This is a genomic window from Streptococcus halotolerans (assembly GCF_001598035.1).
GTDB lineage: Bacteria > Bacillota > Bacilli > Lactobacillales > Streptococcaceae > Streptococcus > Streptococcus halotolerans.
The window spans coordinates 1,098,563-1,115,000 of sequence record NZ_CP014835.1 but is presented as its reverse complement, the minus strand read 5'-3'; the positions used below and the strand labels follow the sequence as shown (position 1 = coordinate 1,115,000).

14 protein-coding genes and 1 tRNA gene (1 of these 15 only partly in view) are annotated in these 16,438 nt (G+C 38.2%); 11 read left to right on the top strand and 4 right to left on the bottom strand.

Features of this window, described 5'->3' with window-relative positions:
* The gene (locus A2G56_RS04840) for an ISL3 family transposase (RefSeq protein WP_099091466.1) occupies positions 1-308 on the bottom strand; it reaches 951 nt to the left of the window's first position. Within the gene, positions 1-308 belong to an annotated coding region that runs on past the window's edge; the region does not span the whole gene.
* Between the two features lie 190 nt (positions 309-498).
* Here A2G56_RS04840 and A2G56_RS04835 point away from each other — a divergent pair.
* Both A2G56_RS04835 and A2G56_RS04830 read left to right on the top strand, forming a co-directional pair.
* The gene (locus A2G56_RS04835) at positions 499-753 is read left to right on the top strand and encodes a DUF1912 family protein (RefSeq protein WP_062709849.1); all 255 of its coding nucleotides are present in this window, start codon (positions 499-501) and stop codon (positions 751-753) included.
* 10 nt (positions 754-763) lie between these two features.
* Positions 764-1,414, top strand: a complete 651-nt coding sequence (locus A2G56_RS04830; RefSeq protein ID WP_062709847.1) for an HD domain-containing protein — start codon at positions 764-766, stop codon at positions 1,412-1,414.
* A 1,096-nt stretch (positions 1,415-2,510) separates the two neighbouring features.
* Here A2G56_RS04830 and A2G56_RS04825 read toward each other — a convergent pair.
* Positions 2,511-3,338 (bottom strand): exodeoxyribonuclease III, encoded by an 828-nt coding sequence (locus tag A2G56_RS04825; RefSeq protein ID WP_062709843.1) that lies wholly within the window; start codon positions 3,336-3,338, stop codon positions 2,511-2,513.
* Between the two features lie 373 nt (positions 3,339-3,711).
* Here A2G56_RS04825 and A2G56_RS04815 point away from each other — a divergent pair.
* The 3 genes from A2G56_RS04815 (at position 3,712) to A2G56_RS04805 (ending at position 5,942) form a co-directional block, all read left to right on the top strand.
* Positions 3,712-4,817 (top strand): IS3 family transposase gene (locus tag A2G56_RS04815; RefSeq protein WP_099091465.1). Its coding sequence is split into 2 segments (ribosomal slippage): positions 3,712-3,988 and positions 3,988-4,817, totalling 1,107 coding nucleotides; the frame shifts between segments, so codons are not numbered across the junction.
* Positions 4,818-5,123: 306 nt separating this feature from the next.
* A tRNA-Ser gene (locus tag A2G56_RS04810) sits at positions 5,124-5,213 on the top strand.
* A gap of 21 nt (positions 5,214-5,234) precedes the next feature.
* Complete coding sequence (locus A2G56_RS04805; protein ID WP_082785108.1) at positions 5,235-5,942, top strand: YoaK family protein; 708 nt, start codon at positions 5,235-5,237, stop codon at positions 5,940-5,942.
* Between the two features lie 304 nt (positions 5,943-6,246).
* Here the strand turns inward: A2G56_RS04805 and A2G56_RS04800 are convergent.
* Positions 6,247-7,352, bottom strand: a protein-coding gene (locus tag A2G56_RS04800) for an IS3 family transposase (protein WP_099091464.1) whose coding sequence is annotated in 2 segments (ribosomal slippage) — positions 6,247-7,076 and positions 7,076-7,352 — 1,107 coding nt in all. Because the reading frame shifts where the segments join, the coding sequence is not laid out codon by codon here.
* A 1,059-nt stretch (positions 7,353-8,411) separates the two neighbouring features.
* On the opposite strand from A2G56_RS04800, the gene A2G56_RS04790 reads away from it, so the two are divergent.
* The 6 genes from A2G56_RS04790 to A2G56_RS04770 all read left to right on the top strand — a co-directional run bounded on the left by A2G56_RS04790 (position 8,412) and on the right by A2G56_RS04770 (position 15,554).
* Entirely contained in the window at positions 8,412-10,079 is a 1,668-nt protein-coding gene (locus tag A2G56_RS04790) for a hypothetical protein (protein ID WP_062709826.1), read from the top strand.
* Between the two features lie 308 nt (positions 10,080-10,387).
* A complete protein-coding gene (gene metG / locus A2G56_RS04785) occupies positions 10,388-12,445 on the top strand; it encodes a methionine--tRNA ligase (RefSeq protein WP_062709823.1) in 2,058 nt (685 codons plus the stop codon).
* Between the two features lie 404 nt (positions 12,446-12,849).
* Positions 12,850-14,085, top strand: coding sequence for an aminoacyltransferase (locus A2G56_RS04780; protein WP_062709820.1), 1,236 nt, complete (start codon positions 12,850-12,852; stop codon positions 14,083-14,085).
* 160 nt (positions 14,086-14,245) lie between these two features.
* Positions 14,246-14,392 (top strand): hypothetical protein, encoded by a 147-nt coding sequence (locus A2G56_RS10755; protein WP_172793785.1) that lies wholly within the window; start codon positions 14,246-14,248, stop codon positions 14,390-14,392.
* 15 nt (positions 14,393-14,407) lie between these two features.
* The gene (locus A2G56_RS04775; RefSeq protein ID WP_062709817.1) at positions 14,408-14,740 is read left to right on the top strand and encodes a PadR family transcriptional regulator; all 333 of its coding nucleotides are present in this window, start codon (positions 14,408-14,410) and stop codon (positions 14,738-14,740) included.
* A complete protein-coding gene (locus A2G56_RS04770) occupies positions 14,730-15,554 on the top strand; it encodes a DUF1129 domain-containing protein (RefSeq protein WP_062709814.1) in 825 nt (274 codons plus the stop codon). Before A2G56_RS04775 ends, A2G56_RS04770 begins: the two co-directional genes overlap by 11 nt.
* Before the next feature lie 157 nt (positions 15,555-15,711).
* On the opposite strand, the gene A2G56_RS04765 is transcribed toward A2G56_RS04770, so the two are convergent.
* Positions 15,712-16,350 (bottom strand): hypothetical protein, encoded by a 639-nt coding sequence (locus A2G56_RS04765; protein ID WP_062709811.1) that lies wholly within the window; start codon positions 16,348-16,350, stop codon positions 15,712-15,714.
* Positions 16,351-16,438 lie beyond the last annotated feature (88 nt).

The window sequence follows — 16,438 nt, the reverse complement described above, 5'->3', positions numbered from 1 at the left end:
ATCTGGTGATTTTCTCTGACGAGAGAGGTCTTAGCGACAGCCATTTTCCCACACGCTTGACATTTGAAGCGACGCTTTTTGAGACGAATCAGTACTTTACAACCCGCCATTTCCAGATAGGGAATTTTGCATGGCTTTTGGAAGTCGTACTTTGCCATTTTATCTTGACAATCAGGGCATTGCGGGGCATTATAATCTAACTTGGCATGATATTCTCTGTGAGTGAAGAACTTGTCAAATGTCTTTTCAAAAGTGATGTTAGGGTCTTTAATGCCAAGCGACTCTTTGATATAATCTAATTGTTCCATATGAGTCTTTCTAATGAGTGGTTTGGTTGCTTTTCATTATAAGTCATATGGGACTTTTTTGCTATATTCAAAAAGACTCCATAATCTCCGAGGAGAATTTACCCACTACAGAAATTATAGAGCCCGTTTAATCATTAGTCGATTAATCATGATATAATAGTTTTATTAATTTAACAGTTTGAGGTAGTTTATGTCTAGGGAAGAACAATTTTTAAATGATTTTAAAGAATGGGTCAACACCCAGGTAGTCATTAATGAAGGAGCTATGAAGGCTAGTCAACAGGTTTGGGAAGAGGATGAAGATCTGCGTGCTAAGGAAGCCGTTATTCGATATGAGAGTCGCTTAGATGCTTACCGCTTTCTTCAAGGAAAATTTCAAAATTTTGAAGAGGGAAAAGGTTTCCATGATATTCCCGATGATATTTTCGGGAAACGTTCTTATTAGGAGTTATTAGATGGATGACGCGAGTATCATTCGTGAAGCAGAATCTTTTGTTAAAGCTGTTTTAGGTGCTGATTCTTCAGGGCATGATTGGTGGCATATTGATCGGGTTCGCAAATTAGCTGTAGGGATTGCTAAAAAGGAAAAGGCTAATCTTTTTATTTGTGAATTAGCAGCATTACTGCATGATGTAGCAGATGGTAAACTCAATGAGTCAGAGTCTGCTGGCTTGAAAAAAGTTTTGGACTGGTTAGACGATCATGGGGTTTCGGGAGATGATAAACAGTCTATTTTAGACATTGTTCAATATATGTCATTCAAGGGTGGACTAAATCGTGATAAGGTTTTATCATTAGAAGGTCAAGTAGTCCAAGATGCGGATCGTTTGGATGCAATTGGTGCCATTGGAATTGCAAGAACAATGGCATATGCTGGGAGTAGAGGGCATCTTATTCATGTTCCTGGTACTAACATCCGTAGCGAGATGACCCTGGAAGAGTACCGTGATCAGGAATCAACAGCTATTGCACATTTTTATGAAAAATTATTGTTGCTAAAGAATTTAATGAATACAGCGACAGGTAGACAATTGGCAGAAAAACGACATGCTTTTATGGAGGAGTTTTTAAAAGAGTTTTACGCTGAATGGGATGGCCTGTTTTAGTAGATAAAATGAAAGACGCTCTAGTGGCGCCGTGAATTGCTGTTTCTTAAATGGGCAATAACACAATAATTTATGCCGCGTTGCAAACTGCAGAGCAACAGAAAAAGGCCTATTTAGATATATTAAAGGTTGCACAACCAAGGTAAGGTATAGAAAGCTTTGATAAGCATGTTTCTATTGTTAAAACAAGAATGGTCCAAAGCTGAGATTGTGCACCAATTTTGCAATTACTGTTCGACTGTTACACGCGTACTGAAACAAATTGCGTTAAATCCATGAAAAAGATCAATGAGTAGTCACTTATTATCAAGCATACATTGATGAGATAGCTCAAAGATCCGCCGAAAAGAGAGGCTAAAACCAGGGGCTTCGAGACACTTGATGGAGTGATTAACAAACCATAAGAGATCATATGAGGACTGGATGTTTTTATTTGAAACTCAATGGTCAACAGAGACTGATTATGGAAGTTTCTTGTAAAGACTTAAATGTGTTTCTAAGACTTTGTCATAGCTTTTAGTGAAGCTATTAGCGTCATTAGAGCTTCATATCGAAATCGTCATAGTTTAGAGGGCTTGTATAGTCATAAGGTATCAAATTTATTGATAGATTTGGGATGTTTAAGCATCATATTTATATGCTAGTTAGCACGATATTTAATATTAGTGAATGATGCTTCATGAGTTATTATCTTAAAAGTCGTGGTACTTGGCCGAAATGGCTAAATCTATAGAACTAAAGCACAAATTTTGTGATGGGTATTGTGGGGTAGCACCTATTATTTCATCAAACAAGAATAGGATAAAAATACCTCCAGAAAGGTATCGCAGTTAGGCAATACTTTTCTGGAGGTATTTAGCGAAAATCCAATGAATACACTATTTTAAGGATATATCAGAGTTGTCCTGTTTTTATTTCATTCTAGTTTATGAGGTGAGTATCATAAAACAGAATATAGTAAAGCCAGTGCCAGTGTAAAGAAACCAAGAAAGAACAGGAAAACTCAGGCATTGCCGTGGACAAACTGAACGTCAAAAGTAGTGAGTTTTGTCTTATAAGCCTTGGCTAACTCCGTAGTTAAACAAGTAGTTGTGATTTATAAATCAATTTCTAAAACGATTGGTGTGTGGTCTTGGCGAGTACCGGAAGAAATCATTTCTGACTTGGTTACTTTATCAACGATTCTATTAGATGTCAACCAGTAGTCAATTCTCCAACCTGTGTTATTGATTTTACTGGTTTTACTGCGTTGGGCCCACCAGCTATAAACGTTAGGAATATCACCATGGATGTGCCGGAAGGTATCTGTAAAGCCACGGTCAAGGAGATTAGTAAAGCCCTGACGTTCCTCATCTGTAAAGCCAGGAGAGCGCCGGTTTGAAGCTGGGTTCGCAAGGTCGATTTCTTTATGGGCAACATTATAGTCACCTGTGGCGAGAACAGGTTTTTGCTTGTCCAGCTCTGCTAAATAATCAGCATATTTTTCGTCCCAGATCTGTCTATCGCTTAGACGCTTTAAGCCATCGCCAGCATTGGGTGTATAGACTTGTGTGACAAAAAAGTCATCGAATTCAAGCGTAATAATACGTCCTTCAATATCCATTGTCGTTGGTGCCCCGATGTGAGGAAAACTGACGATTGGGTTCAAGTTATTTTTATAAAGAAACATAGTCCCAGCATACCCTTTACGAGCAGGCTCTTCTGAGGAGCGCCAAATATTATGATGGTTGGGAAAATAACTTAGTAAAATCTCTAAATGTTTTTTAGTAGGTCCTTTTGCCGATAATTTAGTTTCTTGAATCGCAATGACGTCGGCATCTTCTTTAACAAGTGTTTCAATAACAGCTCGAGATAGAAGGGCGCGGCTCGAATCGCTGGTTAAGGCTGCATTGAGTGAATCGATATTCCAGGAAATCAGTTTCATGAAGTGGATCCTTTCCTATAAGTAGCTTGCTTTTTGGTGAAAATGAATAGTTAGTTTGGTTAGCAGGGTTGCTTAAGACGTTAGCAATGCTTACTATTGGTTTTCAATGCCTATTATTATAACAAAAATGCTCTGGTATAGCGAGAAGTGGGATTTGCTCTATGGTACGAAATATTGAAAAAGACAAATGCCATTTCATGCAATCTTAGCATTTTTTTAAAGGATTTGAATGCAAGTTTAAATTATTGACAAGGTCCATCATTATGTTTGAATGGTGCGGATGCCTTAAAAAGCTAACGGAAAATGAATCGGTTACACTAAACTAGACAGAATTTATAAAGTGTTCTATAGTAATCAAAAACAGGAGAAATTTATGTCTAGAAGAGTACGTCGTCAATTCACTGATGACTTTAAACAACAAATCGTTGACCTTCACAATGCAGGTATGAAACGTAGCGAAATCATCAAAGAATATGATTTAACCCCCTCAACCTTTGACAAATGGGTGAGACAAGCTAAAACAACTGGTTCCTTCAAATCGGTTGATAATCTAACAAATGACCAACGGGAGCTCATAGCCCTTAGAAAACGCAATAAAGAACTCGAAATGCAGCTAGACATCCTAAAGCAAGCGGCAGTGATTATGGCACAAAAAGGCAAATAATCACTGCTAACAAGGATAAATACAGCATTTCAGCCTTGTGTCGTTGGTTGAACCTCCCTCGTTCCAGCTATTACTACAAAGCCATAGAGCCAGTATCGGAAACAGAGCTTGAAGAAAAAGTTAAGCAGATTTTCCTTGAGAGCAAATCTAGATATGGTGCTCGAAAGATCAAGAAATGTCTGGAAACAGGAGGAATCCTCTTGTCTCGTCGTCGCATTCGTCGGATCATGAAGCGATGGAATCTCGTATCTGTTTACCAGCAGACTACCTTCAAGTCGCATTCTAAAGGGAAAAATGAAGCACCCATTCCAAATCGCTTAGCTAGACAATTCAATCGAAAAAGGCCACTTGAAGCGATTGTAACAGACTTGACTTATGTCCGTGTTGGTAAGCGCTGGGCCTATGTTTGCTTAATAATAGACCTCTATAATCGTGAAATCATTGGTCTGTCAGTCGGTTGGCAGAAGACTGCAGAGCTCGTAAAGCAAGCGATTCAGAGTATCCCTTATGCCCTAACCAAGGTCAATCTTTTCCATTCTGATCGTGGTAAGGAGTTTGATAATCAGCTGATTGATGAGGTGTTAGGAGCATTCGGTATCACCCGTTCACTTAGTCAAGCAGGCTGTCCTTATGACAATGCCGTGGCTGAAAGTACTTATCGTTCCTTCAAAGTTGAGTTTATTAATCAAGAAATCTTTCATTCGCTTGAAGAACTAAATCTTAAAACCAAGGACTACGTCCACTGGTGGAATCATCAGCGCATTCACAGCAGTCTCAACTATCAAACCCCCATGGCTAGGCGAGTGATCGCTTAAGAAAAAACACTTTATAAAAATTGTACAGAAAAGTGTTGCCTTTTCAAATGACTTGGAACTTTTTACGGATTTTAAAACAAGTAGAGGTGTTGGGTATTTTGAGCGCTGTCTTAATCCTATGATTCATCTATTTTATTAAACTAAATGGACAGTAAATGAGTGACTAGATAAATCGCTTTTGGAATCTGATTATAAGATCAGACTTTTGGTGTATTGACGAATAGATAGACTTTTGGTAAAACTATTAAGGATAATAATTGTCTTTGTGCTATTTATTCAAAGATGATTATGGTCTTAAATTTTGATGGAGGATTACCCAAGTTAGGCTGAAGGGAACAGTTTCGAAAACTGTCAGACGTGTCAAAGCGTGCGTGGGTTCGAATCCCACATCCTCCGTATCTTAGAATGAGTGGAACAATGTTTCGACAGAAACCTTATCATATCTACGAAAGTATATTCTGTGCTTTTTTAGTAACCTTTATTAGTGGCTTTATAAATGCTTTTACTTATCTAACTCAGGGTGGCCGTTTTGCAGGTGTCCAAACTGGAAATCTTTTGATGATGGGAATCAGGCTAGCAGAAGGTAGCTTGATTGAAGCCATTAAGTTTTTAATACCCATTATTGTTTTTATGGCTGGACAAGTCTTAACTTACTTTTTCAAATCTTGGATTCTTAAAAATCGATTTCATTGGCATTTGTTTTCGAGTTTAACATTGACGGTTTTAGGGTTGATCGCTGTGCTGGGCTTGGAGTTCTTCCATCCTTATGTTATCGTTGGCATCTTGGCACTTTTTATGTCCTTACAGGTTGATACGTTTAAATCGATCCGTGGTACCCCATTTGCAACGGTCATGATGACTGGCAATATCAAAAATGCTGCTTATTACTGGGTTAAAGGATTTATTGAAAAAGATACTAAGGTCAGAAAAGACGGTCGTAATATTTTATTTATCTTAGTTACTTTTTCCTTAGGTGCCATGTGTTCAACGATCCTTAGTAAACAATTTGGGGAATTATCCTTGGTGTTTGTTTTGCTTCCTCTCGTTGTTTTAAATGGTTACTTGATGATAGGTGTGAGAAAAGGGCCACTTTATAATCCAAAGAATATTTTAAAAAAATTGTAAGATGTTTAAGTCCTCGCTGAGGGCTTTTTTTGCCGTTTGTCCAAGTATATCAAAGCTTACGACAAAACTTATTGTTTATACAACGGTTATTTACTGGCTGCTGTCTTGTTCATTATGATTTGATAGTTTGAAAGGTTTGCAGTACCAACACTTTATTTAGCGGATTATTGATAAAATATCAAATGATAGTGCATGGATAACTTTATCGATTTTGGGTAGACCTTTAATCGTAACGTTTGTGATGAATGATGAGTTAATATGAAAAGGCAACACTTTTCTGTACAATTTTTATAAAGTGTTTTTGTTAAGCGATCACTCGCCTAGCCATGGGGGTTTGATAGTTGAGACTACCGTGAATGCGATGATGATTCCACCAGTGGACGTAGTCCTTGGTTTTGAGAGTTAGTTCTTCAAGCGAATGAAAGATTTCTTGATTAATAAACTCAATTTTAAAGGAACGATAAGTACTTTCAGCCACGGCATTATCATAAGGACAGCCTGCTTGACTAAGTGAACGGGTAATTCCAAATGCTCCTAACACCTCATCAATCAGCTGATTATCAAACTCCTTACCACGATCAGAATGGAAAAGATTGACCTTGGTTAGGGCATAAGGGATACTCTGAATCGCTTGCTTTACGAGCTCTGCAGTCTTCTGCCAACCGACTGACAGACCAATGATTTCACGATTATAGAGGTCTATTATCAAGCAAACATAAGCCCAGCGCTTACCAACACGGACATAAGTCAAGTCTGTTACAATCGCTTCAAGTGGTCTTTCTTGATTGAATTGTCTGGCTAAGCGATTTGGAATGGGTGCTTCATTTTTCCCTTTAGAATGCGACTTGAAGGTAGTCTGCTGGTAAACAGATACGAGATTCCATCGCTTCATGATCCGACGAATGCGACGACGAGACAAGAGGATTCCTTCTGTTTCCAGACATTTCTTGATCTTTCGAGCACCATATCTAGATTTGCTCTCAAGGAAAATCTGCTTAACTTTTTCTTCAAGCTCAGTTTCCGATACTGGCTCTATGGCTTTGTAGTAATAGCTAGAACGAGGGAGGTTCAACCAACGACACATGGCTGAAATGCTGTATTTATCCTTGTTAGCAGTGATTATTTGCCTTTTTGTGCCATAATCACTGCCGCTTGCTTTAGGATGTCTAGCTGCATTTCGAGTTCTTTATTGCGTTTTCTAAGAGCTATGAGCTCCCGTTGGTCATTTGTTAGATTATCAACCGATTTGAAGGAACCAGTTGTTTTAGCTTGTCTCACCCATTTGTCAAAGGTTGAGGGGGTTAAATCATATTCTTTGATGATTTCGCTACGTTTCATACCTGCATTGTGAAGGTCAACGATTTGTTGTTTAAAGTCATCAGTGAATTGACGACGTACTCTTCTAGACATACATTTCTCCTGTTTTTGATTACTATTAGAACACTTTATAAATTCTGTCTAGTTTAGTGTAACCGATTCAATACATTATTCTGATGAAGTGATGCTTAGAGGCAATCGTGTGTGGTTTCATTGGATTGCCTTTTTTATGTCTCTAGAATGCTACGATACTGGATTGGTCTGACTTCACTGAAGTCGTGTGATGACGACGCTTGAACAGGATCTTTCTGGTATAAGAGTTGCCGTGTTTCCTAGTGTCTCAAATTAATCTCGATACGGTCATTGATTTAACTGGCAGACTGAAAACGGTGAACGGCTCTGATTAGAAGAACGTGAAGATGACGTGTATAGAGGCCATTTGCCTCAAACTCAAAGAGGAGCTCAGGATTTGAGCTATTTTTCAAATTGCCTAGTCTCATAACTGAGTGAAATCGGTGGCATCGTTGGTCATAATGACGCCATGACTTTTTTTGCTATTGACCAAAATAGATATGTCTGACTTTGCCTTATTGATATCAATTTCAAATACTGCGTCTTGACTGCTCATTTTTTAGTGATGTTATTTTCAATATTCGACGTTTAGCGTTCCACATACCTTGATAAGATGTTATCTAAAATAGATGAACCAAAAGGATGTTTCACTCGTGAACATTTCCATAGAAAGTAGGTAAACAGTCATAGACATTCATTTCTAGAAAAGCTTGCCTTTTTTCACAAGAAAGTAGTGATGTGTTCTAAACTAAGTGTTTGGTCAGTTTTGTGATGTCTTCTAGCGTGAAAACTCCTAACGGCTTAACAAGATACCTCCACTTTAACACAACGGAAATCTAGTGAGGAAGTCTTAGTATCTTTGCCGTCTTCTAGTGGTAAAGATTAGCGCGGACAAGTTATCATACGCAATGACGATTACAAGCAGACTAGGTGACGTCGATGCCGATAGAACTGAAGGTCATCAAATCAAGTCAACAAGATCTGTTTGTGGTTGTCGAAGAGTATAAGATAACAGTGAAACAGCCTGTTCAAAGTGATTTTGTGATATAATTTACTCAATTCTATTTGGGAGGTTGTGCAATGCAGAAGAAGTTTTTAGGCTTATGTTGGCTATTGTTTATGGCGGTTTGGTACTGGTTTTATTTACCGCCCTTGTCCATTTTTAGTCAAGCGTTTTGGATATTTTTAATATTAGGTGCTTGGTTAGCCGTTGCTTTGGCTTATCTTGCCAAATTTCCCAAAGATGACTGGCTAAAAAGAGCAAACCTTGGTCAAAAGTCATTTAAAGGAGGTGTACGATTTGCCATAACACCAATTCCTAAATTAACTAGAGCATTTAAATGGTTACTGCTTGGGACTATTGCTATCTTTGCTGGTATTTTCCTTTTAAATGTGACCCAGTCACGTGTTTTTAGAGCGCGAAGTTATGCCAATGTGATTTCTGTTAAAAATGCTTCTTTTGAGAAGGATTTTCCCGAGACAGATTTATCAACCTTGGCTCTTTTGGATCGTAAGTCTGCTAAGAAAATTGGCGATACTTATCTTGGTACAATTGACAAGGTATCGCAGTTTGGCATTTCAGATGCTTACCGTCAGATTACGATAGGTAATCAGCCGTTTCGTGTCTCACCATTGGAATACAAGAGTTTTTGGAAGTGGTTATCTAATCGCAAGCAAGGGATTGATTACTACGTCAAGGTCAACCAGACAACAGGTAAGGCGCAATTGGTTCGTTTAGAGGAAGCCATGCGTTATTCAGACTCAGAATATCTCTTTAGGGATACCAAGCGTCATTTAAGATTGCAGTTTCCAACGAAAATTTTTGCAGATCCTTCCTTTGAGGTTAATGACGAAGGTCATCCTTATTATGTGGCGACGACTTTCAAACCTAGGTTTGGTTTGATGTCTCAAGACCCTAGTGGTATGGTACTTATGGATGCGGTGACTGGTAAGAGTCGATTTTATGAATTGAAAGATATTCCTAAATGGGTTGATAGGGTTTATTCAGCTGAAAATGTTATGATGCGTGTTGATGATCATTACACTTATCAGGATGGCTTCTTCAATACCTTGTTTAGTCAGACAGGTGTTAAGGAGACGACTGATTTGTATAATTATATCGCTATTGATGGTGATATTTACCTTTATACAGGTATTACTTCCGTAACAGCCGATTCATCAAATCTAGGATTTATCTTAGTCAACATGCGTACACGCCAAGTGACCAACTACAAGTTAGCTTCTGCAACGGAATCAGCTGCTCAAGCTTCTGCTGAAGGTGAAGTACAGGAGAAAAAATATCAGGCGACAGCACCAACTTTAGTAAAACTTGATGGAAAAGCTTTCTATCTAGTGTCTCTCAAAGATGACGCTGGTTTAGTGAAATCTTATGCTTTGGTAGATGCTGAAGATTACCAACAAGTGACGGTTAACAATGATATGGTCAGCCTTTTATCACAATTTACAGATGTGGATACAGACCGATTGGCCACTATTGGGAATACTGGAAAGAAAATAACAGTAATCTCAGGTCAGGTGGATCATCTAGCGAGTCAAATCATTTCAGGGACAACCGTTTATTATGTATCTTCAGATGGTAATATCTATAAAATCAAGGCTTCTAGCAAAAACTTGGATGACTTACCGTTCCTAACCGTAGGGGATAGCTTTAAAGGTGAGCTCGGAAAAGACAATTACCTTAATCGTGTTGAGATAAATCCTAAAGAAGTAGAAGAAACTAAGGAATAGTCTTATTGTAAGGTTTAGATGGGATTGCTCAATGATTAGTGGTTTGAGATTCGCTCAGTTTTTGAAGAGAGGCTTCATTTGACAAACGTTGCTTATATGATAATGTTTGTCCTCTTTTTGACCGGTTGTGTCAGTGACAGCATCAAAAAAGCCATACTTTTCATGAACTCTTATGGCAGATGCATGCCGCTCTTACGGATTTTAATTCTGTCTGACAGTTGTCATTTCTTTGAAATCTGATATGAAAATATGCTATAATCAAGTGTTACAATAGTCGTGTCTCATTTGCACGGAAAGGATATTAAATAATGACCAAATCATTTTATATTACAACACCGATCTATTACCCATCTGGGAAATTACATATCGGTTCTGCTTATACAACCATTGCTTGTGACGTTTTAGCACGTTACAAACGCATGATGAATAATGATGTGTTTTACCTAACAGGTCTGGATGAACATGGCCAAAAAATCCAGTCTAAGGCTGAAGAAGCAGGTATTACTCCTCAAGATTATGTTGATGGCATGGCTGTCGGCGTTAAAGAATTGTGGCATTTACTTGATATTTCGTATGATAAATTCATCCGTACAACTGACGATTATCATGAGGAAGTGGTGGCGCAGGTTTTTGAACGCCTTTTGGAACAAGGAGATATTTATCTTGGAGAATATCAGGGATGGTACTCTGTTTCTGATGAGGAGTTCTTCACAGAAAGTCAATTAGCAGAAGTTTATCGTGACGATGAGGGCAACGTTGTCGGTGGTGTGGCGCCATCTGGGCATGAAGTGGAGCTAGTTTCTGAAGAATCATATTTCTTCAAGCTTAGCAAATATGCTGATAAATTGGTTGCTTTTTACAAGGCTAATCCTGATTTTATCAGTCCCAATGGTCGCATGAATGAAATGTTAAAAAACTTTATCGAGCCTGGTTTAGAAGATCTTGCCGTTTCACGTACAACCTTTACTTGGGGCGTTCAAGTGCCTTCAAATCCTAAACATGTTGTTTACGTTTGGATTGACGCTCTTCTCAACTATGCAACAGCCCTTGGTTATGGTCAAGCTGATTCAGCGAACTTTGAGCAATTCTGGTTGGCGGATACTGTCACTAAATCATGGACGGATGAGGCAGGTAAGACTTGGGACTTTACTGTAAATCCAGAAGTTAATCACATGGTTGGTAAGGATATCTTACGTTTCCACTCTATTTACTGGCCAATCATTCTGATGGCGCTTGAGTTACCATTGCCAAATCGTTTGGTAGCCCATGGTTGGTTTGTTATGCAAGATGGGAAAATGTCTAAATCAAAAGGTAATGTCGTTTATCCAGAAATGTTGGTAGAACGTTTTGGCCTTGATCCGTTGCGCTACTATCTGATGCGCAGTCTCCCTGTTGGATCTGATGGAACGTTCACACCAGAGGATTATGTTGGGCGGATTAACTATGAATTGGCAAATGACCTTGGTAACCTTCTTAACCGTACGGTTGCGATGATTAACAAATACTTTGGTGGTAGCATTCCTGATTACAAAGAAAACGTGACAGCATTTGATGCTGACTTGGCTGACTTTGTAGCTGACAATATCAAACTCTATCATCAAAATATGGACGCCGTAGATTATCCAAGAGCTTTAGAAGCCGTTTGGAATATTATCTCTCGTACCAACAAGTATATCGATGAAACAGCCCCTTGGGTCTTGGCTAAAGAAGATGGCGATAAGGCACGTTTGGCGGCTGTCATGGCACATCTGGCAGCTAGCTTACGCGTAGTCGCTCATCTCCTTCAACCATTTATGATGCAAACATCAAACGCTATTATGGAACAACTTGGTTTGGGAAATGATTTCGATCTTGAAAATCTTGAACTTTCAGGACTGCCAAGTGGTGCTCAAGTGATTGCAAAAGGAACACCCATTTTCCCACGTCTTGATATGGAAATGGAGATTAACTACATCAAGGATCAAATGAATGCTGGCAAACCGGCAGCAGAAAAAGAATGGATTCCAGAAAAGGTAGAACTCAAATCTCAAAAGGATGAAATCAAATTTGATACTTTTGAGGCGCTTGAAATCCGTGTCGCTGAAGTGAAGGAAGTGGAAAAGGTAGAGGGATCTGATAAATTGCTTCGCTTCCGTTTGGATGCTGGAGATGGTGAGGATCGTCAAATTCTTTCTGGTATCGCTAAATATTATCCGAATGAACAAGAACTCGTAGGTAAGAAGTTGCAAATCGTTGCCAACTTAAAACCACGCAAAATGATGAAAAAATACATCAGTCAAGGTATGATTCTTTCAGCTGAGTACGATGACCAATTGACTGTCTTGACCGTTGATGACAGTGTGCCAAATGGTAGTGTCATTGGTTAATAACTAAAAAACAAGAGGAGCTCCTCGTGTTTTTTATTGCTAATAATCGTAAGTGTTTGCTAGTTCTGGCAAAGGTTTAAATAATAATGATAACATCTGTGCCGTGATAAGATTATTCATGTATCAATATTTGGGATCGCTAGACCTCTTTTTGTTGGGAATGAGGTCATAACTGATTAAAGACAATAGGAGGAATGTCAAGTGGATGGTTCCTGATTGCCTTTGAATATGGAAAGATGCTGCTCCTTTCTAACTGTTTGTTTGATTTTTCCAAACCATAACCTCTTTTGCGGACTTTGTGGGCGTGATGATAAGAGGTTTGGAATGTTTCGGTTGATTAGGAGCCTTGTCTTGGTCTCATTTTTGTTATAATAATAAGGAAACATTATAGAGAAGGATTTAACATGGTATTAGTAGAATTAAGTAAAGAACAATATAGCAATGCCTTATCGCATTTTTCAGAGATTTCATTTACGCAGTCTTTGGAAATGGCAGAGCTTCTTAGTAAGCGAGGATTTTTAACTCGTTTTATGGGCTTTGAGGCTGACGGAGGTATTCAAGTAGCAGGGATTTTATACAGTAAAGCCATGGCTGGAGGTCAGCACATGGAGATGAATACAGGGCCTGCAAGTAGTGACTGGACCTATTTGAAAGCCTTCTACAAAGACTTACAAGACTTTGCTAAGAAAAATGGAGCTCTGGAGTTGATCATTAAACCTTATGATACCTACCAAACTTTTACCAGTGATGGAGAGCCGGTTGGAGATGAGCATAAAGAATTGTTAGAAATGTTAACAAGCCTAGGATTTAGTCATGATGGTTTGCGGACAGGTTATTCTACTGGTGAGCCAGATTGGCTATACGTAAAGAGTTTAGAGGGTATTACGCCACAGACTTTGCGCAAATCTTTTTCTAAAAAAGGAAAACCCTTAGCTAATAAAGTAGCATCATTTGGCATTAAATTGCGTCAGTTAGAGCGTTCAGAACTCTCCATTTTCAAAGAGATTACATCGTCAACATCTGAACGTCGTGAGTATTCGGATAAACCTTTGGACTATTACGAAGATTTTTATGATGCTTTCGGTGACAATTGCGAATTCATGGTGGCAGAAATTAATTTCCAAGATTATTTGGCAAATCTTCAAAAAGATCTCGGAAGTTTATCCGCTAGGTTAGCTGATTTAGAAGACAAATTAACTACTAATCCTGATTCTCGAAAATATCAAAATATGAAAAAAGAGTATCAGGCACAAGCTGAGACTTTTGAAAAGCGGATTTTAGAAGCTAAAGATTTGATCGCAGAGCATGGATCGGAAGATGTTGTTATGGCAGGGAGTCTCTTTGTATACACGGAGCGTGAGGCCATTTATCTTTTTAGTGGTTCTTATACTGAGTTTAATAAATTTTACGCTCCTGTAGCTCTGCAAGAACATGTCATGTTGGAAGCTATTAAACGTGGTATTCCAACTTACAATTTCCTAGGTATTCAAGGGGTGTTTGATGGCAGTGATGGTGTCCTTCGTTTCAAACAGAATTTTAATGGTTACATTGTTCGTAAAATGGGGACATTCAGGTATTATCCAAATCCATTCAAGAAAAAAGCTATTGATGCTGTCAAAAAACTGTTAGGACGCTCATAAGCTAAAGAGACTGAGATGATGAAATCGCATTCTTCCGAATGATCGATTTTTGTCCCAGTCTCTTTTTTAGTTTAGAAAAGGCTAGTTTGTTTTACAAAGTAGTCAAAAAGTATTATAATTAACTTGTTGACTAGTAAGTAAAACAAACTAGGGGGTCTTTATGAAAACAAATCAGATAATTGGGATGGTTTTTCTTGTGAATGCCATTATTTTAGGAGTTATCATTAAGATATGGTATATTGGTTTACCAATGGCAATCATAGGTCTATGTTACCTAATAGGAATCTTTTCAGATGATAATGAGTAAAAGTGGAGAACGTATGTGAGACAAACGCAGTTATTAAAGGGAGTTTTGGATGGGTGTGTACTAGAGATTATTTCTCAAAATGAAATTTATGGCTATGAATTAGTCCAAAAGTTGAGACAATCAGGTTTTGAAAATATGGTTGGTGGAACAGTCTATCCACTCCTTCAAAAGTTGGAAAAAAAAGACTATATCAAAGGTCGGATAAAGCCATCATCAGATGGACCGGACCGTAAGTATTTTACCATCACACGAGACGGAGAAACTTATCTGACAGAGTTTTGGCAGGAATGGTCTAGTCTTGTAGAAAAAGTGGGACAGCTTCAGAAAGGAGCGCATGATGAAAAATGAAAAACAGGTATTAAGAGATAAAACGAATAGCATTATAGACAGCTTGACACCTGAAAATAAACGTTATTTTAAGACTATTCAAGAGTATATGATCTTAAAATCCTTCTTCAAAGATGAAAAAACTATTTTGGAACAGCTTTATGTTATGGCTAGTGATCTTAAAGTGGCAGAAAAGGATGGTTTATCGGCGATGGACTTCTTCGGAACGGATTCTAAGGAAATGGCAGACCAGCTGTTAAAGAATGCTCCAAAAGTCGCTATTAAGGACATAGCAAGTATTTATTTTAGTGCGGTATTTATCTTATTTGGTATTGAAATCCTTGTTTTATTTTCAGAGACAGGTCATTTTCAATTGGAATTATTGATGTTCGTGGCGTCTTGTATCAATGCTTCGCTGATTTGCTGGATAGTGTTTACAGTGTTACCAAAATTTCTTTTCAAAGAAAAACAGTCTAAGGTGATTATGGGCTTGATCGTTGTTGGATCAATTATACTCTTTAATGTTATTTTCCGCTTACCTGATATCGTTGGAGATAAGGGGATTTATCTTACATTTCCAGAAGTAGTTGATTGGGTATTTGTCATCGTGACCAGTATAGTGGTGCTCCTCTTATCCCTGAAGAAAAGAGCAATCAGGGCTGCCACCTTCCCGATTTTAGCATTTTTACTATTAGGTGTGATTAAGAAATTAATAGCCATGAGAATACTTAGTGGCGAATTGTGGTCCACTTGGATACCTCTTTGCGCCTTAGTTTTAGGAATGTTGGTGTTCTATGTTGTCAGCTATAGAAGTATCAAAGAGATCGGCAAGTGATAAGACATTCGATAGGTTTTGAATATGAAAGCCAAACCAAGTTGGTTTGATGAGTTTTAGTTCTACCTCTGTTGATGTTGACTGCTCTGATTGTGATTTTCATTGATTGTGAGCCATTTATTTGGCACATTTAAAAGGCTGGAGTTTCCTCAGCCTTTTATTCTTTATTAAAAACAATACTGTGTTCATGGTGTTTGGACTTAAACACTAACTGTTGACCATGATCCACAACTTCATAGGTGAGGGTGTCTCCTTTTTGAAACTGATCGTTTGTTACTTTAGGCGTATTAACCTTGGTAATGGACATGTTATGAAACAAAGGGTCAAGATCTGTCTGAAAGAGTGGTATGGTTAGTTGGGCTGACTGTGGGTTATAAGTGCCATCCAGTGAGGCTACGTTTTTAGCAAGCGTTTGATCAACTAGTTGATACCAATCGCTTATGCTTTGATGTTGACTACTTTGTTGGGATAACTTTTTTGCCAGAGCTTCACGATCGAGTTCACAGGTGACGATAAAACGCCCTTGCGCATTGGAGATTGTAACGGTTGTAGAAATATCGGTGATGTAGTCATTAACCTGCTCATCCTGTGCCCATTTGGATAAATTTTGGTTAAGTTTTTTTTCTAACAGTTGACTGATGTAAGGACTGGACCAGGTTCCTTGGAGATTGTTTTTAGAGTAACGAAGGATAAAGATAGCAGCGAGTGATAGGAATAGAAAAGTACTTGCAATAAAGAGTTTCTTTCTGAATTGTTTGTGGGTAAACTTGCTTAAACGCTTATTTTTCCTAGTCATTGAACACTCCCCTTTTAACCATTAAATCTTATTTAGCATTCTTATCTTATCATAGAATAAATAGAAATTCATGATAAAAATACGATGC

Coding starts and splice junctions, on each gene's coding strand:
- A2G56_RS04830 (WP_062709847.1), top strand. CDS start 764: ATGGATGACGCGAGTATCATTCGTGAAGCAGAATCTTTTGTTAAAGCT.
- A2G56_RS04780 (WP_062709820.1), top strand. CDS start 12,850: ATGGTATTAGTAGAATTAAGTAAAGAACAATATAGCAATGCCTTATCG.
- A2G56_RS04835 (WP_062709849.1), top strand. CDS start 499: ATGTCTAGGGAAGAACAATTTTTAAATGATTTTAAAGAATGGGTCAAC.
- A2G56_RS04770 (WP_062709814.1), top strand. CDS start 14,730: ATGAAAAATGAAAAACAGGTATTAAGAGATAAAACGAATAGCATTATA.
- metG (WP_062709823.1), top strand. CDS start 10,388: ATGACCAAATCATTTTATATTACAACACCGATCTATTACCCATCTGGG.
- A2G56_RS04805 (WP_082785108.1), top strand. CDS start 5,235: ATGTTTCGACAGAAACCTTATCATATCTACGAAAGTATATTCTGTGCT.
- A2G56_RS04765 (WP_062709811.1), bottom strand. CDS start 16,350: ATGACTAGGAAAAATAAGCGTTTAAGCAAGTTTACCCACAAACAATTC.
- A2G56_RS10755 (WP_172793785.1), top strand. CDS start 14,246: ATGAAAACAAATCAGATAATTGGGATGGTTTTTCTTGTGAATGCCATT.
- A2G56_RS04790 (WP_062709826.1), top strand. CDS start 8,412: ATGCAGAAGAAGTTTTTAGGCTTATGTTGGCTATTGTTTATGGCGGTT.
- A2G56_RS04825 (WP_062709843.1), bottom strand. CDS start 3,338: ATGAAACTGATTTCCTGGAATATCGATTCACTCAATGCAGCCTTAACC.